Annotated in this window: 20 protein-coding genes; 5 read left to right on the plus strand and 15 right to left on the minus strand. The window is 71.7% G+C overall.

From position 1 onward, the window contains the following. Nucleotides 1-49: 49 nt before the first annotated feature. From orn to IEY82_RS08805, 6 genes are all read right to left on the minus strand, one after another. Nucleotides 50-643 (minus strand): oligoribonuclease, encoded by a 594-nt coding sequence (gene orn, locus IEY82_RS08780; protein WP_189123496.1) that lies wholly within the window; start codon nt 641-643, stop codon nt 50-52. Nucleotides 644-714: 71 nt separating this feature from the next. After that, nucleotides 715-1,821 carry a DUF2510 domain-containing protein gene (locus IEY82_RS38955; RefSeq protein ID WP_225262450.1) on the minus strand — a complete coding sequence of 369 codons (1,107 nt, stop codon included), beginning with the start codon at nt 1,819-1,821 and terminating at the stop codon, nt 715-717. Nucleotides 1,822-1,882: 61 nt separating this feature from the next. Next, nucleotides 1,883-3,442, minus strand: a complete 1,560-nt coding sequence (locus tag IEY82_RS08790) for a protein kinase family protein (RefSeq protein WP_189123497.1) — start codon at nt 3,440-3,442, stop codon at nt 1,883-1,885. A gap of 20 nt (nt 3,443-3,462) precedes the next feature. Further along, complete coding sequence (locus IEY82_RS08795) at nt 3,463-5,127, minus strand: serine/threonine-protein kinase (protein WP_189123498.1); 1,665 nt, start codon at nt 5,125-5,127, stop codon at nt 3,463-3,465. Between the two features lie 113 nt (nt 5,128-5,240). Beyond that, complete coding sequence (locus IEY82_RS08800) at nt 5,241-7,667, minus strand: serine/threonine-protein kinase (RefSeq protein ID WP_225262452.1); 2,427 nt, start codon at nt 7,665-7,667, stop codon at nt 5,241-5,243. Nucleotides 7,668-7,753: 86 nt separating this feature from the next. Beyond that, nucleotides 7,754-8,392, minus strand: a complete 639-nt coding sequence (locus tag IEY82_RS08805) for a pyridoxamine 5'-phosphate oxidase family protein (protein WP_189123499.1) — start codon at nt 8,390-8,392, stop codon at nt 7,754-7,756. Nucleotides 8,393-8,463: 71 nt separating this feature from the next. Here IEY82_RS08805 and pdxR point away from each other — a divergent pair, with 71 nt between their 5' ends. Further along, entirely contained in the window at nt 8,464-9,873 is a 1,410-nt protein-coding gene (gene pdxR / locus IEY82_RS08810; RefSeq protein WP_189123500.1) for a MocR-like pyridoxine biosynthesis transcription factor PdxR, read from the plus strand. On the opposite strand, the gene IEY82_RS08815 is transcribed toward pdxR, so the two are convergent. Then, complete coding sequence (locus IEY82_RS08815; protein ID WP_189123501.1) at nt 9,842-10,957, minus strand: DegT/DnrJ/EryC1/StrS family aminotransferase; 1,116 nt, start codon at nt 10,955-10,957, stop codon at nt 9,842-9,844. The genes pdxR and IEY82_RS08815 overlap by 32 nt on opposite strands. Beyond that, nucleotides 10,954-12,033, minus strand: coding sequence for a GNAT family N-acetyltransferase (locus tag IEY82_RS08820; protein ID WP_189123502.1), 1,080 nt, complete (start codon nt 12,031-12,033; stop codon nt 10,954-10,956). The genes IEY82_RS08815 and IEY82_RS08820 overlap by 4 nt, the downstream gene beginning before the upstream one ends. Before the next feature lie 158 nt (nt 12,034-12,191). Between IEY82_RS08820 and IEY82_RS08825 the strand changes: the two genes are divergently transcribed. The 3 genes from IEY82_RS08825 to IEY82_RS08835 all read left to right on the plus strand — a co-directional run bounded on the left by IEY82_RS08825 (nt 12,192) and on the right by IEY82_RS08835 (nt 15,480). Next, on the plus strand, nt 12,192-13,220 hold the full coding sequence (locus tag IEY82_RS08825; RefSeq protein ID WP_189123503.1) for a phosphotransferase family protein: 1,029 nt from the start codon (nt 12,192-12,194) through the stop codon (nt 13,218-13,220). A 19-nt stretch (nt 13,221-13,239) separates the two neighbouring features. Then, nucleotides 13,240-13,989, plus strand: a complete 750-nt coding sequence (locus IEY82_RS08830; protein ID WP_189123504.1) for an SDR family oxidoreductase — start codon at nt 13,240-13,242, stop codon at nt 13,987-13,989. A 102-nt stretch (nt 13,990-14,091) separates the two neighbouring features. Then, on the plus strand, nt 14,092-15,480 hold the full coding sequence (locus IEY82_RS08835) for a GH39 family glycosyl hydrolase (protein WP_225262454.1): 1,389 nt from the start codon (nt 14,092-14,094) through the stop codon (nt 15,478-15,480). Nucleotides 15,481-15,520: 40 nt separating this feature from the next. Here IEY82_RS08835 and IEY82_RS08840 read toward each other — a convergent pair whose 3' ends face one another. The 4 genes from IEY82_RS08840 to IEY82_RS08855 all read right to left on the minus strand — a co-directional run bounded on the left by IEY82_RS08840 (nt 15,521) and on the right by IEY82_RS08855 (nt 19,704). Continuing rightward, entirely contained in the window at nt 15,521-15,907 is a 387-nt protein-coding gene (locus IEY82_RS08840) for a VOC family protein (protein WP_189123506.1), read from the minus strand. Continuing rightward, nucleotides 15,904-16,197: an ArsR/SmtB family transcription factor gene (locus IEY82_RS08845; RefSeq protein WP_189123507.1), complete on the minus strand. Its 294-nt coding sequence runs from the start codon at nt 16,195-16,197 to the stop codon at nt 15,904-15,906. Before IEY82_RS08845 ends, IEY82_RS08840 begins: the two co-directional genes overlap by 4 nt. Before the next feature lie 81 nt (nt 16,198-16,278). Further along, on the minus strand, nt 16,279-17,514 hold the full coding sequence (locus IEY82_RS08850) for a DUF418 domain-containing protein (protein WP_189123508.1): 1,236 nt from the start codon (nt 17,512-17,514) through the stop codon (nt 16,279-16,281). A 42-nt stretch (nt 17,515-17,556) separates the two neighbouring features. Beyond that, nucleotides 17,557-19,704, minus strand: a complete 2,148-nt coding sequence (locus IEY82_RS08855; protein WP_189123509.1) for a hypothetical protein — start codon at nt 19,702-19,704, stop codon at nt 17,557-17,559. A 499-nt stretch (nt 19,705-20,203) separates the two neighbouring features. On the opposite strand from IEY82_RS08855, the gene IEY82_RS08860 reads away from it, so the two are divergent. After that, entirely contained in the window at nt 20,204-20,647 is a 444-nt protein-coding gene (locus IEY82_RS08860; protein ID WP_189123510.1) for a hypothetical protein, read from the plus strand. Between the two features lie 406 nt (nt 20,648-21,053). Here the strand turns inward: IEY82_RS08860 and IEY82_RS08865 are convergent, their stop codons facing one another. From IEY82_RS08865 to IEY82_RS08875, 3 genes are read right to left on the minus strand one after another with little or no spacing between them, the layout of a single operon-like run. Next, nucleotides 21,054-22,370, minus strand: coding sequence for a lipopolysaccharide biosynthesis protein (locus tag IEY82_RS08865; protein ID WP_189123511.1), 1,317 nt, complete (start codon nt 22,368-22,370; stop codon nt 21,054-21,056). Next, the gene (locus IEY82_RS08870; protein ID WP_189123512.1) at nt 22,363-23,160 is read right to left on the minus strand and encodes a polysaccharide deacetylase family protein; all 798 of its coding nucleotides are present in this window, start codon (nt 23,158-23,160) and stop codon (nt 22,363-22,365) included. Before IEY82_RS08870 ends, IEY82_RS08865 begins: the two co-directional genes overlap by 8 nt. After that, the gene (locus tag IEY82_RS08875) at nt 23,157-24,098 is read right to left on the minus strand and encodes a glycosyltransferase family 2 protein (protein WP_189123513.1); all 942 of its coding nucleotides are present in this window, start codon (nt 24,096-24,098) and stop codon (nt 23,157-23,159) included. Before IEY82_RS08875 ends, IEY82_RS08870 begins: the two co-directional genes overlap by 4 nt. Nucleotides 24,099-24,108: the final 10 nt, after the last annotated feature.

Below are 24,108 nucleotides of genomic sequence, written 5' to 3' on the forward strand. Positions count from 1 at the left end.
AGCGGCACAGGAAAATTGTAGCGGTGTTCGGGAGTCTTCACGCCACTCATTAACCCGTGACACGCTCGGCGAGCGCCCGAGCCGTCGCCGAATCGGGCCCGGGCTGGGCGACGAACACGGAGGCGCGGTAGTAGCGCAGCTCTCTGATGCTCTCGGTGATGTCGGCCAGAGCCCGGTGTCCGCCCTGCTTCTCGGGTGCGGCGAAGTAGACCCGTGGGTACCACCGGCGCACCAGCTCCTTGATCGAGGACACGTCGATCATCCGGTAGTGCAGGTAGGCGTCGACCGCGGGCATGTCGCGCGAGATGAACGTGCGGTCGGTGCCGATCGAGTTGCCGCAGAGCGGAGCCTTCTTCGGCTCGGGCACGTGGCGCCGGATGTACTCGAGCACCAGCGACTCGGCCTCGGCCAGCGTCACCCCGCCCGGCAGCTCGGGCAGCAGCCCCGAGGCCGTGTGCATCTCGCGGACCACCTGCGACATCTGCTCCAGCGACTCGGGCGGCGGTTTGATGACCACATCGACGCCTTCGTCCACCTGCTTGAGCTCGCTGTCGGTGATGACACAGGCCACCTCGACGAGCGCGTCACGACCGAGGTCGAGCCCGGTCATCTCGCAGTCGATCCAGACAAGCAAGTCACTCATACGTTCTCCTCGCCCAAGCGGCTCGGAGCCGTCCGCCCGCTTGCTCTACCCCACCAGCCTAGTGCCACCGGTCAGGCCGGCTTGAGCGAGCTCAGCACCTGATCGTCGACATCGGTGCCCAGATTGTCCGGCACCGACATGTACAGCAGCCCCGGGCGCTCGCCCTCGCCGCGATCCATGATCACGACCGCGCCGTTCTCCTTGTTCCACTTGTAGCCCTTGGCCTTGGACTCCTCGGTGAAGTCGAGCTCGAACCGGATGACCCAGGCGTCCCGGTCGCCGATCTTGAGCGCCTCGTCCCGCGTGACCTTGGTCGCGTGCGGGATCTGGTAGTACTTCCTGGTGAAGTCGGCGACCACGATCTTCGCCGTGGTGCCCAGGCCCTGCGCTCCCTCGTACGGGTAGAGCTCGTGCAGCAGGCCCGTGTAGACATTGCCGATCCAGTTGCCGCCGCTGCCGTCGTAGTTCTCCTGGGAGGTCGCCTCCACGCCGCTCGACCAGCGCTGCAGGGCGGGGTCGGCGCCGTTGATGTCGCCGAAGGCGGGCACCTTCCAGTCGCTGGGCACCTCGTAGGACAGGCCGGCCAGCGGATCGGCGACGCGGCCGTCCTGCGGCTGCGGCAGCTCGCCCGTCGGCGCCGGCTCCGAGGGCTGGCCCGGATCGGGGGAGCCCTGGGTGCGCGTGGGCGCCGGTCTGGCCGCCTCACCCGGCGACCGGCTGTTGATCAGGAAGATCCCGGCCACCACGATCAGGGCGACCACGACCAGCGCCGCGAGGCCGCCGAACACCCAGGGCAGCGGATTGCCCTGCTTGGGCGGCGGGCCGAACTCCGGGCCGGGCAGCGGGCCGCCGCCCCACGGCGGCTGCCCGTGTGCGGCCTGCGGCTGGTTGGGCTGCCCGTGCGGGGGCTGGGGCTGGTTGGGCTGCCCGTACGGGGCCTGGGGCTGGTTGGGCTGCCCGTACGGCGCGTGGGTGTCGGCCGGGTGGCCGAACTGGAGCGTCGGGTTGGCCGGGGTGGCCGACCAGTCGGGCTGCGGCCCCGAGGAAGGCTGCTGCTGTGGCCGCGCTCCCTGCTCCAGGGGGTGAGTCGCATCGGTCCACTGATCACCGTCCCACCAACGGAGTCGGGGCGATCCGTAAGGGTCGGGGTACCAGCCCGCGGGGGTCTGCGTGGTCATGCTCGTCAGAGTAGTAAGAACGGCTTTGATATGCATTGTTGCCAGGCGTAGTGGCCGGGCGTCAGCACTTGTAGGTGAAGCTCGCCTTCTCCGTGATCACCGGGGCGGGAGACAGCACCCGGAGCGTCGCCGTGGCCTTGACCGTGCTCTTGCCGTCCAGCGACCACCTTAACGACACCTCGTAGGAGGTCCGGTCGGAGGTGGTCCGCAGGGTGCCCTTCTCGACCCGTTTGTCCAGGTTTCTGCGCCACTCGTAGTGGACCTCGCCAGGGGCGCCGTTGGTGACGATCGTGCCGGTGATGGGGACGACGCTGCCGCAGCCCTGGGTCTTCTTCGGCGCGACGACGTCGACCGCCACGACCGCCAGCTCGGGGCCGTCACTCAGCCGGAGCCAGCCCAGGATCGCCCCGGCCAGGATGGCCGCGAACACCGCCGCGGCCAGGATCGTCCGGCGGCGGCGGGCGCGCGAGGCCCGTGACGTGCGGTCGCGCCGCTGGACGGTGGCCTGCTCGTCCTTGCCGGTCCGCCAGATCCGCTCGGCCGTGGTGCCCGGCTGCGGCTCCCGCGTACCGCCCCCCGGCCCCGTGTCCGCGCCGCCACCGAATCCGGCGCCGCCACCGGAGCCGACCCCCGGCCCGAACTGCACCTGCCCCCCGGACCCGTACGCCCCGGACCCATGGGACCCGGACCCATGGGACCCGGACCCGTACGCCGCCGAATCGGACCCCCCAGACCCATACGCGCCAGACCCATACGCCCCAGACCCGTACGACCCCGGCCCGGAAAGCCCGGACGACTCGGACGACCCCGACGAGGCGCCCGGCACGTGCAGGAGCGTGACGATGTCACCCTCGTCGCGCGGCAGCGCCTGCGGCAGCGCCTGCGGCGGCGCCTGCGCGAACACCGACTGGCCGCGGGCCGCGTGGGCCAGCCGGTCACGGCTGATCGCCCCGCCCGGGAGCACCTCGCGCCCGGCCACCAGCACGTCCCTGGCGGCGGTCAGGCCGCGGGTGGTCGCCGTCACCGCCGCCCGTTCGAACAGGTCCTGGGCCCGCGGCGCCCCGTGGGTCGAGGCCGCCAGCCCGCGCGCCAGCGAGGCCCACGCCGCCGCGTCACGCTCGGGCGGCGAGACCTGGGCGCGGATCGCGTCGGACAGCCCGCGCTCGGACAGCAGCGCGGCGCCGTCGGAGGCGATGACCACGGTGCGCGGGTGCACCGAGCCGTGCGTGAGCCCGGAGGCGTGCAGCGCGAGCAGGGTCTGCGCCGTCTCCAGCAGCACGGCCGCCGCGCCGCCGGGGTCGATCGAGCCCGAGCTGAGCAGGTCGAACAGGGTGGGGCTGACCGCCTGGGCGGTGAGCAGCCACACCTGGTCGCCGGCGGCCACCACGTCCGCCACCGGGATCAGGCCGCTCAGGCCGCCCAGCACCAGCCGCTGGTCGGTCATGACCGCCGCCACCACCCGATCGCGCACCCCCGGCGACCCGATGACCCTCGGGTCGAACAGCAGCGCCCCCGCCCTGCGCCCGTCGGGTGAGATCGCGTCGATCCAGTTGCCGACCTCGGTGATCCAGGTGTGTTCCGTGAGCCGGAAGCCGGCGATGCCGTTCCGAGCGTTGTCCATCGCCTCGCCCCCCGACGTCGCTAACTCTTCTTCCGGTGCCGTCCCGCCATACGACGCCTCACCGCAAGTGTGACGGGCACGGCGCCCGACGTCACCAGCCCGGCCGCGAGCAGTGCCGCCGCGGCCCGCCCGGCCCCCGTGTCCTCGGGCACCGGGGTCGGCCTGGTGTCGCCGCCTCCGTCGCCTCCGTCGCCTCCATCGCCACCGTCACCGCCGTCGCTCCGGGTCGGCGTGGGCTCCGGCGCGGGTGTGCCGGGCGTCCGCGTGGGAGGCCGGAAGGTCGGCGGAGCGGCCGTGGTGGGCGCCGCCGTGGTCGGCCGGGTGGCCGAGACCGGCGGCTCGTCGAGCGTGCCAGTGATCGTCGGCGCGGTGCTGGCCGGCTTCGTGGGAGTCTTGCTCGCGGTGGGCGTCGGCTTGGGCGCGCGGGTCCTGGTGGGCCGGGGGGTCGGCGACGAGGACGCCACGGGCGGCCCGGCGCTGGTCGAGGCCGTCGGCTCCGGTGTGGGCGCCTCCGGTGTCGTCTCCTCGGTGACCGGCGTGAGCTCCTCGGTCGGCTCCTCCGTCGGCTCCTCGGTGACCGGCTCCTCGGTGAAGGGCGCGACCGTGGACGGCGTGACCTGGGAGGTCTGCGCCCGCAGGGTCGTGTCGCCGTCGTCGAAGGCGCTGACCGTCACCACCGCGACCGCGATCACCACGCCGGCGCAGGCGGTGCCGATCAGGACCTTGGACGAGAGCTTGGTCAGCAGCTTGGACGGCGTGCCGAAATGGGTCTCGGCGAGCGACGTCCGCACCCCGGCCGGCGCGTCCGGCGCGGTCGGGAAGAACATCAGCAGCAACCCGGCCAGCCTGGCCAGACGGCGGCGGCCGCGTTCCTCCCAGTCGGCTCCGTACGCCTCGGTCGCGATGGCCTCCAGCTCGGTCAGGAACGCCTCTGCGGACGGCGGCCGCCCGGCGGGGTCCTTGGCCAGCCCTCGCTCGACCAGCCCCTGCAGCGGCCCCGGCACCTCTTCGACGGGCGGAGGCGCGCTCTGGTGCTGCCGGGCGAGCGCCGCGAGGTTGGTCGCGCGGTAGGGGCGGGCGCCGGTGAGGCATTCGAAGAACACGATCGTGGCGGCGTAGACGTCGGTGGACGGCGCCGCCGACGCTCCCGACCACTGCTCCGGCGCCATGTAGGGCGGGGTCCCGGCGGCGCTCGCGTCCTCGCCGGCCCGCACCGCGATGCCGTAGTCGACCAGCTTGCTGCTGCCGTCACCCTGGACGATCACGTTCTCGGGCTTGAAGTCGCGGTGCACGACGCCGATCGCGTGGGCGGCGGCCAGGCCCTGCAGCGAGCCCTTCAGCACGACCAGCGCGGCCTCGGGCCCGGTCGGCCCCTCGGAGCGCAGCATCTCGCGCAGCGACACCCCGTTGACCAGCTCCATGATGATGGCCGCGCCCGCGCCGGTCTCGACGTAGTCGATCAGCCGGGCGTTGTGCGGGCTGCGCAACGTGCCGAGGAGACGGGCCTCGTGCCGGAAACGGGCGACGAAGCCGACATCGGCTCTCAGCGCGTCGGACAAGTACTTGACGGCGACTTCCGCGCCGTCGTGGTCACGCCTGGCCAACACCACGCGGCCGGCGGATCCGCTGCCCAGCTCACGGACCGAGCTGTACCCGGGGACCCCCCACTGCGCATCACCGTGCATAACGGTCTCCTCTGGAGTCGTCTGGGCCCCCACCCTCAACAGACGGAGCGTAGCTTAACGGGATATCGCCAGGTTCCAGGCATGGATATCTCGATCGGTATGCGGACCCCCGGTCAGCCGATCGTGCCGGGGGTCTCCGGCTCCTTGGTCGCGGGCTCGTCCGTCTGCGGGCGCTCCGTGGCGGGCTGTTCGGTGTCGGGCTCCTCGTTCTCGGGCGGGCACGCGGGTGTCCGGCCGGCCGCCATGTCGCCGCCGTTCGCCGCCCCGGGCCGGGTGGCCGCCCTGATCTGCCAGGTCACGCCGCACGGCAGGTCGCCGAAGGAGTGGTTCAGCACCCTGAGGTACGAGGTCTCGCCCGACAGGGCCACCTGCCGGGTGCCGGTGAGCCGGCCGGCCAGGTAGAAGCCGACGGTCAGGCGTACCGGACGGTCGTTGACCGTGGAGACGGCGACGGCGGCGGTGGCGAGCCCGCGGGCGTTGACCGCTGAGCGGACGATGGACACCTGTTTGACACCTGGGGGACAGGTCACCCGGGCCCGCGCGGTGGCCTTCCGGTCTCCGGCGGTCACGCTGACGGAGACCGTGGAGCCGCAGGGCCTGCTCTCGAACGGGAGGGTGAGCGTCCGCGTGTAGGCCGTCCGGCCGGACAGCGTCGCCTTCCTGGTGCCGACGCCGTCACCGTTGAGCGCGAAACCGGCCTCGACCGGGACCGCGTCGGTGCCGGTCGTGGTCACCCGGATCCGGGCGGTCGCGCGGGTGCCCGGGGAGGGGGCCATGGCCAGCCCCACCCGCAGCCCGCTCACGGTCGTGGGGCAGGGCGGGACGTTCAGCGAGGCGGTCCTGGCGCCGCCCGGCGCGGCGGGCGAGGTGGTGACGGTCAGGGTGACCGTCCTGCCACAGGGCCGCTCGGCGAACGTGTGACTGAACGTGCGGGTGTAGGAGGTTTCGCCGCTGAGCCGTACCTGCCGGCGCTGGACCGGGTCGCCGGCGACCGACCACACGGCGGTGGCGGTGATCGGGCGGGTGCCGGTCGCGCGGATCGTGACCGTGGCGCCGCCGACCGCGTCGTCGTTCAGCGTGAGCGGGCCGATGCCGATGCCCGCCACCGACGTCGGCGGCGTAGGAGTCGGGGTCGGAGTGGGGGTGGGGGTCGGCGTAGGCGTCGGAGTCGGGGTCGGGGTCGGGGTGGGGGTGGGGGTCGGAGTCACGGAGGGGGTCGCCGGGTCGGTCGCCGGAGGGTTGGCCGAGGTCACCGGAGTGGTGCCGGTGGCCGTGGCGGAGGGCTTGGCCGAGGCCGGGCCCGTGCTTCTGGTGCTGGTCGGCCCGGACGTCCCGGTCGGCGTGCTGCCCGTGGTCTCCGGCTCGTCACTGCGGTCCGGCAGGATCGCGGCCGAGGGGTCACCCTCGCTGTCCTCGGGCGAGGGGAGGCCGCCCGTCGGCGGCTCCCCGCTCGGCACCGTCGGGGGCGCGGAGGCCGGGGCCGCACCCGGCGACTCCGGCGCGGCGGCGATGTCGATGGCCGTCGGCCGGGTGTCCCGGTTGGCCAGCACGTACACCGCGCCGACCGCCACCACGGTGGCCAGACCGGCGCCCATCGCGACCCGGGCCGCGTTGTTCCGCGCGCCGCGGAACACGGTCCTCGCCAGTGAGGTGGTCACCTCGGCGGGCGGCTGCCGCGGCACGGGCAGGAGCAGGGCCAGCAGCGCGACCAGCCCGGCCAGCCGGCGCCTGCCGCGCTCCTCCCAGTCCTCGCCGTAGGCGGCCCGGGCCGTCGCCTCCAACTCGGCCACGAACGCGTCCGCGCCGGCCGGCCGCTCGGCCGGGTCCTTGGCCAGGCCGCGCGCCAGCAGATCGCGCATCTCCTCGGGCGCGTCGTGCACCGGGACCGGCGCGTACACGTGCTGGTAGCCGAGCACGCTCGGCTCGGTCGAGCGGTAGGGGCGGTGCCCGGTCAGGCACTCGAAGAACACCGCCGTGGCCGCGTACACGTCGGTCGCGGGCGAGGCCGGATGGCCCGCCCACAGCTCCGGCGCCATGTACGGCGGCGTGCCCTCGGGAAGAGAGGCCGTGCCCTGTCGTACGGCGATGCCGAAGTCGACCAGCTTGCTGACCCCGTCGTCGCGGACGATCACGTTCTCGGGCTTGTAGTCCTTGTGCACGAGCCGTGTCCGGTGCGCTCGGGCCAGGCCGAGCAGCGAGCCCTTCAGCACGACCAGCGCGGCCTCGGGCCCGGTGGTGCCGTTCTCGCGCAGTAAGGCGCGCAGCGAGACACCGTTGACCAGCTCCATCACGATGGCCGCGCCGTCGCGGTCCTGGATGTACTCCCACATCGTGGCGATGTGCGGATCGCGCAGGGTCACCAGCAGGCGCGCCTCCTCCTGGAAGCGGGCGAGCTTCGCGGGGTCGCGCCGGAGCTCCGCGGCGAGGTACTTGATGGCGACCTTCACACCGGTCTCGTCGTGCACCGCCAGCACGACCCTGCCGCTGACACCCGCTCCGAGCTGCTTGACCTCGGTGTAACCGGAGGCGCTCCACTCCATATTGCCTCTCCCATCAGGAATCGGCCCACCTGATGAGACGCACGAGTTGGAGGTCGGGTTTGCCAGGTGGCTCCGGAATTATGGAACTACTCTCGGCCGCTGATGTGAACAGGTACGTCGATACCTTCTGGGAGCACCGGGTCGGGCACCGGCGCGCCCCAGGCCGTCCGCAGGGGCAGCACGCCCGCCCAGACGGGCAGTTCGTAGTCCGCCTCGTCGTCCTGTGGCGGGCCCCGCCTGATCTTGACCGACGCCTCCTCCAGCGACAGGGCCAGCACGGCCGTCGCCGCCAGCTCCTTGGGCGACGGGCGCCGGGCGTAGTCCCACTGGCCGGGCGCGAGCTGCTCGGTCAGGGCGCGGAGCCCCTCCAGGCGCTCCTCCTCGCCGGTCAGCGGCTCGGGCCGGCCGTAGATGATCGCCGAGCGGTAGTTGACCGAGTGGTGGAAGACCGACCGGGCCAGCACGATGCCGTCGACGTGGGTGACGGTGACGCACACCTCGGCCCCGGCGGCGGCACGCAGTGACCGCGCTCCGGTGGAACCGTGCAGGTAGAGGGTGTCACCGGCGCGCCCGTAGCCGGTGGGCACCACCATCGGGCAGCCGTCCACCACGACGCCCAGATGGCAGAACAGCCCGGTGTCGAGCACGTCGTACAGGTCCTGGCGATCGGTGCCGGCCCGCTGCTTCTCGCGGCCGAGTCTGGTGCGGGGCGTGGTGGAGAGCATGATTCGACGGTAGCCAGCGAGTGGCTCTAAGTTATAGGGCCACTATCGGCCACTTCTGGGAGACCACTTCCGTGCGCAGCCTCGTCGACCTGCCCGTATCCCTGTCCCGGCAGTCGGCCGTGCCCCTCTCGACGCAGCTCGCGGGCCGGCTGCGCGAGGCGATGCTGGCGGGCACCCTGGCGCCCGGCGAGCGGCTGCCGTCCTCACGCGCGCTCGCGGCGCAGCTCGGGGTGAGCCGTACGGTGATCACCGAGGCCTTCCAGCAGCTGTACGCCGAGGGCTGGCTCGAGGGACGGCACGGCTCGGGCACGTTCGTCGCCTCCCTGGAGACGCACCGGCGGCCGGCCGCCGTGCCCCCCACGTCGAGTCCTGCCCCCGCGCCCGTCGCGGACCTGGCGGCCGGGGCGATCGACCTGCGGCCCGGCCATCCCTGGGTCCGCGACTACGACCGGGCCGCCTGGAAACGGGCCTGGCGCAAGGCCGGCGACCTGCCCCCCGGCGACCGCTCCGACCCCTACGGGCTGCCGCGCCTGCGGGAGCTGCTGGCCGGCCACCTGAGACGGACCAGGTCGGTGGCCGTGGAGCCGGAGAGCATCCTGGTCACCCGGGGCACCGGCAACGGGCTCGACCTGTGCGCGCTGGCCCTGCTCGGCGGCGGCGGCCGGGCGGGCGTCGAGGAGCCGGGCTACCACGTGGCGCGCACGGTCTTCGCCGCACGGGGAGCGGAGGTCGTGCCGTGCCCGGTGGACGAGGACGGCGTGATCGTCGACGGCCTCCCCGACGACCTCGGCCTGCTCTACACCACCCCCGCGCACCAGTACCCACTCGGCGGGCGGCTGCCGATCCCGCGCCGCGAACGCCTTCTGGCCTGGGCCAGGGCCACGGGCGCGATGATCGTGGAGGACGACTACGACGCGGAGTTCCGTTACGACGTCGCCCCGCTGCCCGCCCTCTACGGCCTCGACCCCTCGCGGGTGGTGCTGCTGGGCACGCTGTCGAAGTCGCTGGCGCCCGACGTGGGCGTCGGCTGGCTGGTCGGCTCGCCCGAGCTGGTGGCCAGGGTAGCCGCGCTGCGCTCCAAGCTGTCCGACCGCACCAGCGGCCCGGTCCAGGAGGCCGTGGCGACACTCCTCGAACGCGGCGACCTCGACCGCCACCTGCGCAGGATGCGGCTCGAGTACGCGCGCCGCCGGACGGTCATCGTCGAGACCCTGGGCCCGGTCTGCCGCCTGCGGGGCGACACGGCCGGCCTGCACGTGTTCGCGGAGCTGCCTCCGGGCACCTGCGACGGCATCGTCGAGCGGGCCCGGGAGCTCGGTGTCCTGCTCGACCCGGCCGAGCGCCACCACCTCGGCCCCGGCCGCCCCGGTCTGGTCATCGGGTACGGCTCCGCCTCGCTGCCCGAGGTGCGGCGCGGCTGCCGGATCGTGGCCGGCCTGATCGCCGGGGTCAGAGCGGGGGCGCCGGGGCCAGGGTCATGAGGATCGGCAGCGCGCGGGAGGCGTAGAGCGGGTTGATCGGGAGCACGTGGCGGGCCCACCAGCGGGCCGGGCCCGGATCGGGCGACGGCTCGGTGTAGCCGAGGGCGTAGTCGTCGTAGGGCGGGTCGTACAGGTAGCCGACGGCCACGCCGTGGCGCTCCAGCTCCGCGATCGCCGCGTCGCGGTCGCGCACCAGCAGGGGCACCCGGAACAACGGCTGGTCGACGTGGTCGCGTACGGCCGGAGCCACGATGGGCAGCTCGGCGAGCAGGCGCACCCCGTCGAGCCGCCGGGCCCGCTCGGCGGGCACCTGGGCCAGGCGCCTCGACTGGTACCAGTGCGCGACGTAGCCCCTGCGCGCGCGGTAGTCGTGCAGGTCGGCGCGGACCCACGGGTCGAACGCCGACAGGGACGGCGCCTGCCGCAGCGCACGGTCGAGGGAGTCGGCCTTGAGCGTGATGCGGTAGCCGTCACGCGGCTCCTGCAGCCCGAGCCGCCGGGCCAGGTAGAGGGCCGGGCGGACCAGGTCGGCCTTGAGCGCGGTCTGGCGGGCCATGGACGTCACCACGTCGAACACCTGCCTGAGCGGCGAGCCGGGGACCATGAGCTCGTCGCGGGCCTGCCGGAGCGCCTCCAGGTCGGCCGAGTGCTCGACGGCGAGCACCCCGCCGGAGCCGGCGCTCGCGTGCTTGGACAGGCTGAAGACACCGGCCTGGCCGAACGTCCCCAGGGGCCGGCCGTCGAACGTGGTCTCCAGCGCGTGGGCCACGTCCTCGATCACGATCTTTCCGGCGAAGGCGGTCATCTGGTCGGGCAGGCCGTACAGGTTGGTCGTCAGGACCGCATCCACTCGCGACAGGTCGGCCCGGGAGGCGTCGATGTTGCCGTCGCCGGGCGAGAGCGTCGCGATCACCGGGCGCAGGCCGGCGGCGAGCACCAGGAAGAGGATCTCGTCGGCGGAGACCGGTGACATGAGCAGCCGCTGACCGGGCCTGCACCAGTGACGCAGCGCCAGGTAGAGCCCCAGACGGTTGGACGGGAGGCGCAGGCACCGGCGGCCCGTGCGCTCGGCGATGAGTCTCACGAACGGGCGGTGCGGAGCCGGCCAAGGGTCTTGAGCGTGCGGTCGGCCGTCCGGTGCAGCACCGGGTTGGCCAGCACGAGGGCCCTGGTCCTGCGCGCGGGCACCCGCATCAGCCAGTGGATGCCGGCGGCCGGGCCGGCGGTGGCCACCCTGCCCTCCGCGACCTGGAACTCGCCGTTCTTGAGCTTCTCCTTGTATTCCTTCTGGCCACGGCCCATGTCGATGGTCTCGATGCCCGACTCGGCGGCGCGCTCGGCCATCGCCAGGTGGTGGATGAGACCGGGAGAGTACTTCGCGAACCGGGTGTCGTAGGCCGGGAACCAGCCGGCCAGCGTGGTGCGGGTGCGCAGCCCGAAGTGCCCGGCGACCGGCCGGCCGTCGGCGTAGACCATGTCGAGGACACCGGCGAAGGACTCGGTCCGGGTGGCCAGCAGCCGCTCGACCAGCTCGACGATCCACTGGTGGGCGAACCTGTCGGTGCGGCCGGTGCGGCGGTACTGGTCGGTCTTCCAGGCGAGCAGGGTGTGCAGCGGCTCGGCGCCGGTGATCGCGTAGTCGTGGCGGACCTCGCCGACCTCGCGCTGCAGCTTGCGCGACTTGGCCAGCGTGGTCTTGTACGTCTTGCCGGAGTGCTCGCGCAGGAAGCCGGTGTAGCTCTCGTAGCCGTCACGCAGGTCGATGATCGGCGACGGATGCCGCTCGTGCCGCTCGTCGAGCAGCGGCTGGCAGGCGACGAGATGGTCGAACTCGTAGACCGAGAGGCCGCACTGCCTGATCAGCCGGTGCGGGTCGATCTCCACGCCCTTGGCGTGGACCAGGCCCTGCGCGTCGGTCAGCCCCGCCGCGACGGGCTTGCCGATGCCCAGCGGATGGCGCTCGAAGGGGAAGAACCCCACGATCTCCGGCCCGTCGTAGAGCACCGCGACCCTGACCATGTCCCGCAACCCGCCGACGATGACCGTGAATTCGGGCGACAGGAACGGATTGTCGAATCCGGGCTCTGATTCCTGAAGGGCTCGCCACCGGTTGAGCTCGGGTGCGCCCAGTTCGCTGGGGCGAGCAAGTGTGACGCGCATGGGCTCCTACCGTCGGCATGCCGTTGTCCCATGTCAGCATGCGGGGAGACGTGTAATCCCAGGGTAAGGGGTATTTCAGCCGGTGGTTCACGCAGCCTCGGAACGTTACAGAATTCTCAGCTAGCGTTCAGGACCGAGTGACGTTCTAATGTGTGTCCATGACCGTTCCCGGGATCGACCAGCCGCGCCTGTCCGCGTGGATGGCCAAGAACGTCCCCGACGCGGGCGAGCCCCTCTCCGTCTCGCTCATCTCCGGTGGCAAGTCCAACCTCACCTACCTCGTCGAGGCCCGCGAGCGCCGCGTGGTGCTGCGCCGCCCGCCGCTCGGGCACGTCCTGCCCACCGCCCACGACATGCGACGCGAGTGGCGGGTCATCTCGGCCCTCGCGCCCACCCCCGTGCCGGTGCCCGAACCCGTGGCGTTCTGCGGGGACGAGGACGTCATCGGGGCGCCGTTCTACCTGATGGGATACGTCGAGGGCGCGGCCGTACGGAGAAGGGCGGAGCTCGGGGACCCCGCGCCCGAGGAGACCAGGCGGCTGTCCGAGCGGCTTGCCGAGGTGCTGGCCGCCATCCACGCCGTCGACTACCGCGAGGTGGGCCTGGGCGACTTCGGCCGTCCGGAGGGCTACCTGGCCAGGCAGCTCCAGCGCTGGGGCCAGCAGTGGGAGCGCTCGAAGACCGCCGACCTGCCCGAGTACGACCGGCTCGCCGGCCGGTTGCGCGACCGGATGCCGTCCGGCTCGGCCGGCACCCTCGTGCACGGCGACTACCGGCTGGACAACACGCTGATCCGGACGGCGCCCGCGCCCGAGATCCTGGCCGTGGTCGACTGGGAGATGTCCACCCTCGGCGACCCGCTGGCCGACCTGGGGCTCACGCTGACCTACTGGCAGGACCCCGGCGACGACGAACGGGCCGGCATCCCGGTGGCGGGCGACGTGACGCTCGCCCCCGGGTTCCTCAACGCCGCCGAGTTCGCCGCCCACTACGCCAAGGTGTCCGGCCGGGACATCACCGACCTCGGGTTCTACGTGGCGTTCGGCAACTACAAGCTCGCGGTCATCGTGGAGGGTATCCACGCCCGCTTCCGGCAGGGTAAGACCGTGGGGGATGGGTTCGAGCACATCGGTTCGGCCGTGCCCACTCTGGTAGCCCGTGCGCACAGGATCCTCGACCAGTCGTGACCACCCCACAGGAGCGTTGATGAGCACTGTTGCACTGATCACCGGAGCGGCGAGCGGCATCGGCGCCGCGGTGGCGCGGCGGCTGTCCGCCGGCGGCGCCCGATGCGTGCTGGTCGACCGCGACGGCGAGGGCGCCGAGCGGCTCGCCAAGGAGGTGAGCGGCGTCGCGCTGGCCGCCGACGTGAGCACCGAGGAGGCGTCGCGCGAGGCCGTCGCGCTGGCCGAGGAGAGGTACGGCCGGCTCGACCTGGTCCACCTCAACGCCGGCATCACCAGCGGGGTCGACTTCGCCGCGTTCGACGCGGCGCAGTACCGCAGGGCGGTCGGCGTCAACGTCGACGGCGTGGTCTTCGGCGTCGCGGCCGCGGTCCCGCTGCTCAGGCGTTCCGGCGGCGGCGCGATCGTGGTCACGGCCTCGCTGGCCGGGCTGGTCGGCTACGACGGAGACCCGATCTACACGATGACCAAGCACGCCGTGGTCGGGCTGGTCAGGGCCCTGGCCGCGCCCCTGGCCAGGGACGGCGTCAGGATCGGCGCGGTCTGTCCCGGCTTCACCGACACGCCGCTGGTCGCCGACGCGCGCGAGCTGTTCGTCAACGCCGGGTTCCCGCTGCTGACGGCCGAGGACGTGGCCGCGGCGGTCGAATCCGCCTTCTATGCCGAGTCTCCCGGTACGTTGCTGGTAGTTCAGCCGGGCCGGCAGCCCGTGCCCTACCGTTACGCGGGTGTTCCAGGTCCGGCGGGTGGTGAGCGGCCGCCGGCCCCCTAATCTGAAGCGCAAGCAGCTTGCAAGTCTCGTATATACGGTTATAAAGGTCGGGCGCGGCAGCGCCCGACTCTCTGTATGTACGCGCGAGGGGTGGAGGTTCCCGTGATTCCCACCGATGGTCGGCATGCCCGGCGGCGGCCACCGTGGCCGATCGCCGTGGGCGCCGGCGTCCTCGCCGTCGTGCTCGTGGCCGGCATCATGATCTACGCCGCGATGCGGGTCGGTTCCAGGGATGAGTTCCGGGGCGGCGAGGTGGCCGAGGCCGGGCCCTCGCAGCCGGCCCCCACCCTGGAGCAGCCACCCGCCCTCGAGGACTGGCCCCGGTGGGGTGTCACCCACACCCAGTACAGCGCCGACACCGCGCCCAAGCAGATCTCCGAGCAGGCCAAGGGGGTGCTCGGCCGGGTCCCGATGCTGCAGAACCAGCACATCATGGGCTGGGGCGTCGGCAACCCCGAGCCGCGCCCCGGGCAGTACAACCTGGGCGACCTCGACCGGCGGATGAAGTTCATCTCCTCGTCGCGCGGCCTGCCGGTCATCACGCTCTGCTGCGCCCCCGACTGGATGAAGGGCGGGCAGGCCGGCCGTACCGACTGGAGCAAGAACCACACGGTCGCCCCCAAGCGCGAGCACTTCGACGACTACGCCAAGCTCGCCGCCAAGGTGGCCAGGCAGTACCCGACCGTCAAGCACTTCATGGTGTGGAACGAGTTCAAGGGCTTCTGGGACACGACCTCCAACCGGTGGGACGCCGAGGGCTACACCGAGATGTACAACAAGGTCTACGCCGCGCTGAAGCAGGTCGACGACGACATCCAGGTCGGCGGGCCGTACGTGCCGATCGGGAGCGAGTCCGGCGCCGGCGCGTCCGAGCTGACCGGGCCGTGGGGCACCATCGACCAGCGCGCCCTCGACGCGATCGAGTACTGGATCCAGCACAAGAAGGGCGCCGACTTCATCGTGGTCGACGGCGCCTCGATGACCAACGACAAGGGCAACATCCCCGGCGACTTCGCCGCCCAGGCCAAGTTCGGCGCGATCACCACCTGGTTGCGCGAGAAGAGCGGCGACATGCCGGTCTGGTGGGCCGAATGGTACGTCGAGCCCGACAACTCCGGCTGGAGCGAGGAGAAGCGCACCGCGGTGCAGGCCACGGCGCTGATGGAGTTCGCGAAGAGCGGCGTGACGTCGGCCCTCTACTGGAACCCGCAGACCAAGGGCCAGGGCGTCTGCCCGGGCTGCCTGTGGTCGACCGCCGACGAGGGCGACATGCCCATGGCGGGCCTGCTGAGCGGGTTCACCCGGTGGTTTCCCCTCGGGGTGCGGCTCCAGCAGGTCGATGCCTCCGACGAGCGGATCAGGGTCCTCGCCCAGGAGCGTCAGGTCGTGATGGTCAACACGGCCGACGCCGAGGTCACGGCCACCGTCGACGGCAAGCAGGTGACCTTGAAGCCGTACGAGGTCAAGTGGGAGGGACGGGGCCAGGGCTGACCGGCGACGGTGGAGCCGCCGCCGGTCGCCGGAGCGGGCCCTACTTGTGGTGCACGATCTGGATCAGGTTGCCGCAGGTGTCGTCCAGGACCGCGGTGGTGACCGGGCCCATCTCCAGCGGCTCCTGGGTGAAGCGCACGCCGAGCCCGCGCAGCCGGTCGAACTCCGCGTGCACGTCGTCCACGGCGAAGGCGGTGGCCGGGATGCCGTCCTCGACCAGCGCTTTCCGTAACGGATTCACCGCCGGATGGCCGTCGGGCTCCAACAGGAGCTCGGTCCCGTCGGGATCGTCCGGCGAGACCACGGTCAGCCAACGGTCCTCGCCCAGCGGGACCTCGGTCTTCTTCACGAAGCCCAGGACGTCGGTGTAGAAGCGCAGGGCCTTGTCCTGGTCATCGACGAAGACGCTGGACAGGTGGATTCTCATGAGGTGCCTTCCGGTGTGTCGGGCCTGAGCCATCGGGTCACGATCTGCTCGAGCGGTTCGGTGTTCACGTCGTGGAACTTGTAGCGGCCCTGACGCCGCGCATGGATCAGACCCGCGGATTCCAGTACGGCCAGGTGCTGGCTGACCGCCTGGCGGGACAGCCCCAGGCCGTGCTTGGCCGTCAGCCGCGCGCAGATCTCGAACAGGGTCTGACCGTCCCGTTCCACCAGCTCGTCAAGGATGTGCCGGCGGGTGGGATCGGACAGTGCCTTGAAGATGTCTTCCGCCACGCCCTCAGCATAGGCAAGTGAAGACTTGCCTATCAAGTCGGGCGAGCGGTCTCGCGCCGGGCCGTGCTCCCTCGATCCGGCTCAGGCCCGCTCCCGCCTGGGCGGGAACTCGGCCGGATCCGTGATGGCCTTGCCGGGGGCGCGGGCGTACGTGATGCCTCTCAGCAGCCACTCCACGGGCCCGTATCTGTGCGTACGCAGCCACCAATGGCTGTAGATCGCCTGTCCCGCGAAGAGGCCCACCGCGATGAGCACCTCCAGCGGCGGACTGACCCGATCCACCAGCGCCAGGCCGTAACCCGTGAAGATGAGCGCGCAGATCAGCGACTGCGCCAGGTAGTTGGACAGCGCCATCCGGCCGGGCGCGGCCAGGGCGCGGCCGAGCCGGGGCAGACGCGGCAGCAGCCGCAGGAACGTGGCCGCGTAGGCGGCGGCCAGCAACGGCGCGGTCAGCAGGTCAACCGCCTCGCCGGCGAACTTGTGCACCATGCCCGTCCACGCCGACAGCGTGTAGACGAACGCGCCGCCCAGCCCGGCTGTGAAGCCGATCCACTGCAGTCTCCTGAGCGCCGCGGTGTGCGCCCGGAGGTCGCGCAGCAGGCCCAGCTTGCCCACCGCGAGCCCGATCAGGCACGCCGCCAGCACCGCCGGGCCCTGGAAGAGCACGCGCAGCACGACGATGAGCGACAGCTTGCGCAGGTGCTCGGCGACGATCTGCGCGGCGGACCCCGCCAGCGACGCGTCGGACTTGATCGCCTCCGCGGTCCCCTGCGACACCGTCCCCGCCAGGTCCAGGCCCGCCCCTGCCAGTACGGCCAGCAGCACGAACCCCGCCGCCAGCACGCAGGTCAGCACGATCGCCAGCACGACGGCGGTCCTGGGCGTGATCCGGCGCAGCAGCAGGAGCGCCAGCCCGGCCACCGCGTAGGTGGTCAGGATGTCGCCCGGGAAGAGCAGCACGGCATGGGCCAGCCCGAGCACGAAGAGCCCGGCCAGCCGTCGCAGGAACATCGGCGTGAACGCCAGGCCCCGCCGCGCCGCCGAGTCGATCTGCAGGGTGAAGCTGTAGCCGAACAGGAACGAGAACAGCAGATAGAACTTGTTCTCCAGGAACATCGTGACGGTCCACCGCACGGCCCAGTCGAGCGTCGAGCCGAACGCCGGCTCCGCCAGCCCGGCCATCCGGTAGCCGGAGGCCAGGAAGGCGATGTTGACCACGAGGATCCCCAGCAGCGAGAACCCGCGCAGCGAGTCGACGGCCGTGATCCTGGTCGCCGGCCCGTCCACGTGGACGGGAGGTGTTCGCTGTGCCGTCATCGGCGAACATCCTTCCGCAAAACCTGAGCGTTTCCTGTGAATTCAGTTATTCATCGCGATAAAGATGAATCGCTCGATGATGACTCCGACTGCCACCAGGAACGCCGGTATGGCCAGGTACAACAGCCGCCTGCGGGCCCGGCGAGCCCGGTCGGGGCCGTGCAGCCGGATCACCTCGTAGGCGAAGAACGTGATCCACGTCACCGCCAGCGCCCCGATGCCCACCGGCGTCCAGGGCGAGGTGGGATCGCCCCGCCCCTTGTACGGCTGGGGATCCGGGATCTCGGTGCCCCTGACGAACGTCTTCCAGGTGTAGAGGGCGGCGTCCTTGTTGGAGTAGACCTTCTTCAGGTCCGGCGAGGCGTCCAGCGCGGCCCGGAACCTCTCGTGCCAGTCCTCCGGGAAGCCCTCGTTGAGCTGCAGGTAGCTGACCTGCCCCCGGCTGACGACGAGATAGGTGTTGCGCGGGCTCTCCTTGAGCTTCTGGACCGCGCTGGCGATCTGCGTCGGATCCTTGTGAACGAGCGCCTGGCCGTTGAAGTTGACCAGCTCGACATCCTTCTCGCCCCAGGGCAGTGTCGGGGTGACCTCCGGGCCCTCCTTCGGCACCAGGTAGAGCACCCGCGCGCTCGGCTTGTCGTGGTCGTACACGTAGTGCATGGCCGCGACCTCGCCCGAGGTCACCCGTTCGAACTTCTCGTTGCCGTAGCGGGCGACGAGGAACGCCATGGCCAGCACGACCGAGACGGACGCCGCGAGGACGACCGTGACCTTCCTCGTCACCTCGGGGTTGAAGCGGACGTTCCGCCTGCGGATGGGGATCGTCTCCTCCCGCACGTCCGCGCTGTCGGCGGGCAGGTTGGGGAAGAACGCGTACGCGGCCAGCAGGCAGGCGCCGGGCAGCGCGAACATGTAGATGCGCAGCCCGATCTCGCCGCCGTAGCTCTGCAGCCCCAGCGCCATCACCGGCACGCAGAGCAGGATCAGCGCCGCCCGGTCGAACACCCCGCGGCGCAGCCTGCGCAGCAGGCCGGTGGCGGCCAGCGAGAGGATCACGACCAGGATGCCGAGACGCGCCTGGAGCACCAGCGCGTGCGCCGGGTCGCTGCCCTCGATGCGGTCGCCGGTGTTGCTCTGGAAGTTGTCGAAGATCCTGCCCAGTCCGCCGAAAATCGTGTCGATCTGGCCGGCCCAGAACCCCACGGCCTCGTAGCTGATCCAGGCCAGCACCACCAGGCCGAGCGAGAACGGCAGCGCCCAGGTCAGCGACGTCCGCTTGAAGATCAGGAACGCGGTCACCACGCCGAGCATCATGAACGGCGTGATCTGGTGCGAGGCCGTCGACGCGAAGAACAGCGCCAGCAGCAACGTCAGCATCAGCAGCTTGTCGGCCCGGAACATCCCCGTGTTGGCGATCTCGCCGGGCGTCATCGCGTCGAGCCGGCCGAGCAGCTTGCGCAGCCCCTTGGGCGGCACCGGCTTCGTGCGCGGCTCCACCCGCCCGAACCAGCGCAGCAGGATCGCCACGAAGGCCAGATACAGCGCGAACGTGAAGCCCTGCGGCGAGAAGTAGTCCTGTCCGATCCACTGCACCAGCACGAACAGCAACGCCGCGAACCAGCGCGCCCGCGTCGTCGCCACCACCTGGCGCAGGATGAGCACGAAGGGCAGCAGGTAGAGCAGGTTGGACAGCAGCGGCGTCCACTGCAGGATCGTGGTCATGTCGCTGATCCCGGCGGCCTTCGTCACGAACGCGAAGAGCGCGAAGTAGCCCGGCCAGCCCATGCGGGCGTCGATGTTGATCGCCGTCTCACCGGTGCGGCCGATGAAGTCGACGAACCCCGCGTGGATGTACGCCGTGGGGAAGCGCGGCTCGTCGGCCACCAGCGCGCCCGCGCCGTGCAGCGCGAACGTGATGACCGCGATCTGGAACAACAGCAGGAACTTGCGGTCGGTCGACTGCGCCACCGTGACGAAGAACGCCACGAGCATGATCAGGATGGCCGCGAACGCGCTCGCCGGCAGCGCCGCGATCAGGCCCAGCCCGTTGATCTCCGCCGGATCCACCCCGCGGAACGGCCCCGGGGACGCGCGCAGCGCCAGGACGTACATGACGAGGGCCTCGACGGTGAGCAGCACCGGGAGCCAGGTGGGCGCGCTGTGCAGCAACTGCCGCAACCGCGCCGCCACCCCCGTGCGCTGCCGTCCCGCCGTCCCGCCCGCCGTCGCGCTCTGGGGCGCCTGGGGCGCAGGAGCCTCGTGAGACGCGTGCTGAGGCTCTGCGGGGCCAGGAGGCTCCTGAGACGGCCCAGGCGTCCTCTGAGGCGCCTGTGGCGCCCTCTGGAACGCCACCGTCGGCCCGGACCCACTCTCTCCGGGCGCTTCCTTGCCCGTGTCTCCGGCCGAGATCCTCGCACTCTCGGTGCGGAAGTCATCCTTATGCCCGGCGCCTGTAGGGCCGGAGTCCTCTTCACCGGCGTCGGCACCCAGCGCCGTCGTCGACCTCCCACCCGATGGGCGGCCCACGACCGGCATCGCCGCCGTAGGCGGATCCTCCACCCCGGCGGCCCCCGCACCAGAGGCGGCCCCCGCACCAGAGGCGGCCCCCGCACCAGAGGTGGATCCCACGTCCGAAGCCGAGCCTCCTGCCGCGCCGGCTGGAGGCGCGTCCGGGATGGGAGGACCGCCCTTGCCGACCTGGGAAGGGCGCCCGCTGCCGCCGCCGGGCGTGCCGGTGGCGGGCAGGACCTGCGTGACGGTGTCCTCGGCCTGGGAGGTGTCGGGCGCGCCGTCCTGGACGGGCGCCGCGCCCCGGGAGGCGGCCGTGCGGGACGACGGGCTCCCAGACGTGCCCTCCGCCGCAGACCTGGCGGACGTGTCCTCCACCACGGGAGTGGCGGACCTGTCCTCGACCAGGGATGTGGCGGACTTGTCCTTGGCTGGGCGAGTGGCGGACGTGTCCTCGGCCGGGGGAGTGGAAGGCGTCTTCGCGGTCCCGGACGGAGTGGAGGGGGGTGCGCCGGTCGAAGAGGAGGCGGTGACGTCGGGGACCGTGGGCGGGCCGCCGATGCGCAGGGTGGGCAGGCGAATCGCCGTCGTCACGTCGGAGTCCGCCACGCCGCCGTCGCCGTAACCGTCGTCGCCGTCGTCCGCAGCGGCCGGACCGTTCGCGGTGGCCGGACCATTTGCGGTGGCCGGACCGTCTGCGGTGGCCGGACTGTCCGCGGCGGCCGGACCGTCTGCGGTGGCCGGACCGTCTGCGGTGGCCGGACTGTCCGCGGCGGCCGGACCGTCTGCGGTGGCCGGACCGTCTGCGGTGGCCGGACCGTCTGCGGTGGCCGGACCGTCTGCGGTGGCCGGACCGTCCGGTGACGCGGCGTCGGCGGGGTCGCCGGACTCCCCGGAGAGCGTGATCCGGGGAATGATGCCCGTGGCGTCCGGATCGAAGGGCACCTCCGGCTCCTCCTCACCCTTGAGCTCTGAGGAACCCGTGATCCCGGTTGTCATGCCATCGCCGTCCCGTTGCCTCACGTTGACCATCATGGGGCCCCGGGCGACCCCTGAGCGACGGTTGGCTGCCCGATTTCGCCGAATTTAAGAATTTTGCGGAGACTTCCGAAGATCAAAAGGGCGACCAGAATCTGGCTGAAGAGCATGCCGTAACCGACCGCGTTCACGCCTGCGAAGGGGAACAGCACGACGATCGAGATCAGCACCGTGGCCGCCAGCCCGATCTGGACGATCGCCAGGGTGCGCGCCTGGCTCTGCGCCCGCAGCGCGCTCAGGTAGATCTCGATCAGCACCCGGGGCAGCACGGCCAGCGCCATCAGCCGCAGCAGCGTCGTCCCCTCCGCCGCGAACTCGGACCCGAAGACGGTCAGGATCAGCGGCGCCGCGAGGATCGTCACCGCGATCACCGGCGCGATGATCAGGAAGGCCCGGCGCAGCGCCCTGCGGCAGTTGCCGGCCAGTTGCGCCCGGTCGAAGGAGCCCTCGACGGTCAGCGACACGGCCATGTTCATCGCCAGCAGCTCGATCATGCAGCCCAGCGTGTGGGCCATCGAGAAGCGGCCGAACGTGGCCTCGCCCACCTGCGTCGCGATGATGACCGGAACGAGATAGACGATCGCCAGGATCGACAGCGTGCCGGGGAAGTCGCCGGCCAGGAACCGGCCCACGTCGCGCAGCCTCGGCGGCCGGGCGCTCGCCTCGGCGCTCTTGACGTGCCGGGGGATGATGATCGCGAAGATGAACCAGTTGATCGGGATCAGCGCGATCGCCGTCGGCACCATCCAGGACACGAAGATGCCGCCCTCGGGCAGCGCCCCGGCCAGGGCGACCAGCAGGCCCATCTTGAGCAGGCCGAAGATCAGGCTGTTGAGCGGCACCCAGGTGGCCTTGCGCAGGCCGGTCAGCACCACGTCCTGGAGCGTGAACACCGCCCAGACCAGCACCGCGGCCAGGAAGAACAGGCCGGGCCCGAACCCGCCGAGCACCGAGTAGGTCTTGCCCCACAGCGGCAGCGTCAGCAGGAACCCGGTCGCGGCCACCACACCGGTCGCCCCCGCGAGCCCGTACCCGCGCAGGACCAGCTCGGGGGTGCGGCGGCCCGCCACCGGGAGGAAGCGGGCGAGCGCCCCCACGAAGCCCAGCGCGGTCAGCGACGCGAACAGCCGCATCGCGGTGATCAGCGCCTGGCCCCTGCCGAACTCCTCGGGCGTGTAGTAGTGGGCGGCGAGCAGCCAGTAGCCCATGCCCAGCACGGCGGTGATGCCGGTGTTGGCCATCAGCGCGTAGCCGTTGCGCAGCAGCGGGCTGCGCAGGTCATGGACGATCTTGCGCCAGAGGCTAGACATCTCCGCGCACCCGGCGCAGGCCGTACCTGGTCCGCCTGACGACCGCGTAGCCCTTGGTGAGGACGCGTTCGCGCAGGTAGATCAGAGGCACCGCGCTGCCTTCGACGGCGCGTCTGAACATGCTGATGGTCGTGTTGCCGGCGACCGTCAGCCGGGGGATGGCGAGCATGTCGTGCCGGTCGGCGGCGATCGCGTTGCTCACGGCGCATGCGGCGAAATATCCGGCTTTGCGCACCTCGCGGCGTACCCGGGCACTGGAGTAGCCGAACGGGTAGGCCATGGTGGCGACCGGGGCGCCGATCTTCTCCTCCAGCAGCCCCTTGTTCTTGCGCAGCTCCTGGCGGAGATCCTCGGTGCGCAGCTGGTCGAGCTGCGGATGGCTGTGGCTGTGGCCGCCGATCTCGATGCCGGTCTGCGCGATCTCGCGGGCCTGACCCCAGCTGAGCATGTCGTCGAGCGCCCGGCCCGCGGCGTCGGGACCCGCGTCGGCCACCCAGCCACTGGTCAGGAAGACCGTGGCCGGGAAGCGGTGGCGCTCCAGCAGCGGCAGCGCGTGACTGTGGAAGTCGGCGTAGCCGTCGTCGAAGGTGATCACGATGGGTTTGACGGGCATGGCGCTGGTCTTGTTCAGGCTCGCCACCAGGTCGCCCAGCGTCATCGGGGTGAAGCCGCTCTCCGCCAGGTAGGCGAGCTGCTCCTCCAGGTCGGAGGGGCGCACCGAATGGGGGCGGGTCTCCTCGTTGGGGGTGTCGGTGACCGAGTGGTACATCAGGATCGGCACACGGGTCATGACCGCACCGCCTTCAGCCGGGCGGTGCCGACCACGTACCCCCAGGTGGTCCAGGCCAGGCCGATCACGATCGCGGCGGCCCGGCCGAGCCCGCCCAGGTCGCCGCGCAGCGCCTCACCCACGCCGCGCAGCGCGCCGAGCGGCAGGGTCTTGAGCGCGTGCGCCCGCTCGCTGGCCAGGCCGTCCTGGGTGCCGACCTCCTTGGTGACCAGGGCCTTGGACAGGCCCTCGGCGTAGCACCTGGACCGGAAGTAGGCGAACCGCTCGCGCTGCGCCGACACCTTGTGGCCGATCACCGCGCGCGGCTCGAACAACATGACCGAGCCCGGCCTGCGCTGGCTCAGCCTGATGCAGAACTCCGTCTCCTCGCAGCCCAGCGGCCGGCTCTTGCGGCCCTGCACGCTGCGGCCGATGCCGCTGTGGAACCCGCCGACCTCGGCCACGACCTCCCGCAGGAAGGCCGCGTTGCCGCCCATCACGTTGCGGATCGGCGCCCGGACCGCGGGCATGCCGCGGTAGGTGCACCCGACGGTCCAGTCGAACTCGTACGGGAACCACCGCGGCCTGCTCCGCGACGCCCACAACGGGTCGGTGCGTCCGCCCACGCCGACGACGCCCGGATCCTGGAAGCCCTCCTCCAAAGCCTCCAGCCAACCGGGATCGGCGACGGCGTCGTCGTCGAGGAAGGCGACGATCTCACCGGTGGCCGCGGCCACGCCGGTGTTCTTGCCGCCGGACAGCCCCTGCTCGTGGGTGTTCTCCACCACGATGACCTGTGGATAGGCTCGCTTGAGCTTCAGGTGCAGGTCGGGGTTGTGGTCGACCACCAGGATCAGCTCGTGTGGCCGGCGCCGCTGGCGCTCGACCGACTCGACGGCCTCCCTGATGTCCTCCCACCGGTCCTCGGTGTAGACACAGATGACGACGGACGTGTTCACGGCTATGCCT

Source organism: Nonomuraea cavernae, from assembly GCF_014646355.1.
Classification (GTDB): Bacteria; Actinomycetota; Actinomycetes; order Streptosporangiales; family Streptosporangiaceae; genus Nonomuraea; species Nonomuraea cavernae.

What these genes read in the sequence shown, in the direction of transcription:
- IEY82_RS08830 (WP_189123504.1), top strand. Translation starts at nt 13,240, where the DNA reads ATGAGCACTGTTGCACTGATCACCGGAGCGGCGAGCGGCATCGGCGCC.
- IEY82_RS08790 (WP_189123497.1), bottom strand. Translation starts at nt 3,442, where the DNA reads ATGGACAACGCTCGGAACGGCATCGCCGGCTTCCGGCTCACGGAACAC.
- IEY82_RS08820 (WP_189123502.1), bottom strand. Translation starts at nt 12,033, where the DNA reads ATGCGCGTCACACTTGCTCGCCCCAGCGAACTGGGCGCACCCGAGCTC.
- IEY82_RS08865 (WP_189123511.1), bottom strand. Translation starts at nt 22,370, where the DNA reads ATGTCTAGCCTCTGGCGCAAGATCGTCCATGACCTGCGCAGCCCGCTG.
- IEY82_RS08870 (WP_189123512.1), bottom strand. Translation starts at nt 23,160, where the DNA reads ATGACCCGTGTGCCGATCCTGATGTACCACTCGGTCACCGACACCCCC.
- orn (WP_189123496.1), bottom strand. Translation starts at nt 643, where the DNA reads ATGAGTGACTTGCTTGTCTGGATCGACTGCGAGATGACCGGGCTCGAC.
- IEY82_RS08800 (WP_225262452.1), bottom strand. Translation starts at nt 7,667, where the DNA reads ATGGAGTGGAGCGCCTCCGGTTACACCGAGGTCAAGCAGCTCGGAGCG.
- IEY82_RS08850 (WP_189123508.1), bottom strand. Translation starts at nt 17,514, where the DNA reads ATGACGGCACAGCGAACACCTCCCGTCCACGTGGACGGGCCGGCGACC.
- IEY82_RS08805 (WP_189123499.1), bottom strand. Translation starts at nt 8,392, where the DNA reads ATGCTCTCCACCACGCCCCGCACCAGACTCGGCCGCGAGAAGCAGCGG.
- IEY82_RS08825 (WP_189123503.1), top strand. Translation starts at nt 12,192, where the DNA reads ATGACCGTTCCCGGGATCGACCAGCCGCGCCTGTCCGCGTGGATGGCC.
- IEY82_RS38955 (WP_225262450.1), bottom strand. Translation starts at nt 1,821, where the DNA reads ATGACCACGCAGACCCCCGCGGGCTGGTACCCCGACCCTTACGGATCG.
- IEY82_RS08840 (WP_189123506.1), bottom strand. Translation starts at nt 15,907, where the DNA reads ATGAGAATCCACCTGTCCAGCGTCTTCGTCGATGACCAGGACAAGGCC.
- IEY82_RS08795 (WP_189123498.1), bottom strand. Translation starts at nt 5,127, where the DNA reads ATGCACGGTGATGCGCAGTGGGGGGTCCCCGGGTACAGCTCGGTCCGT.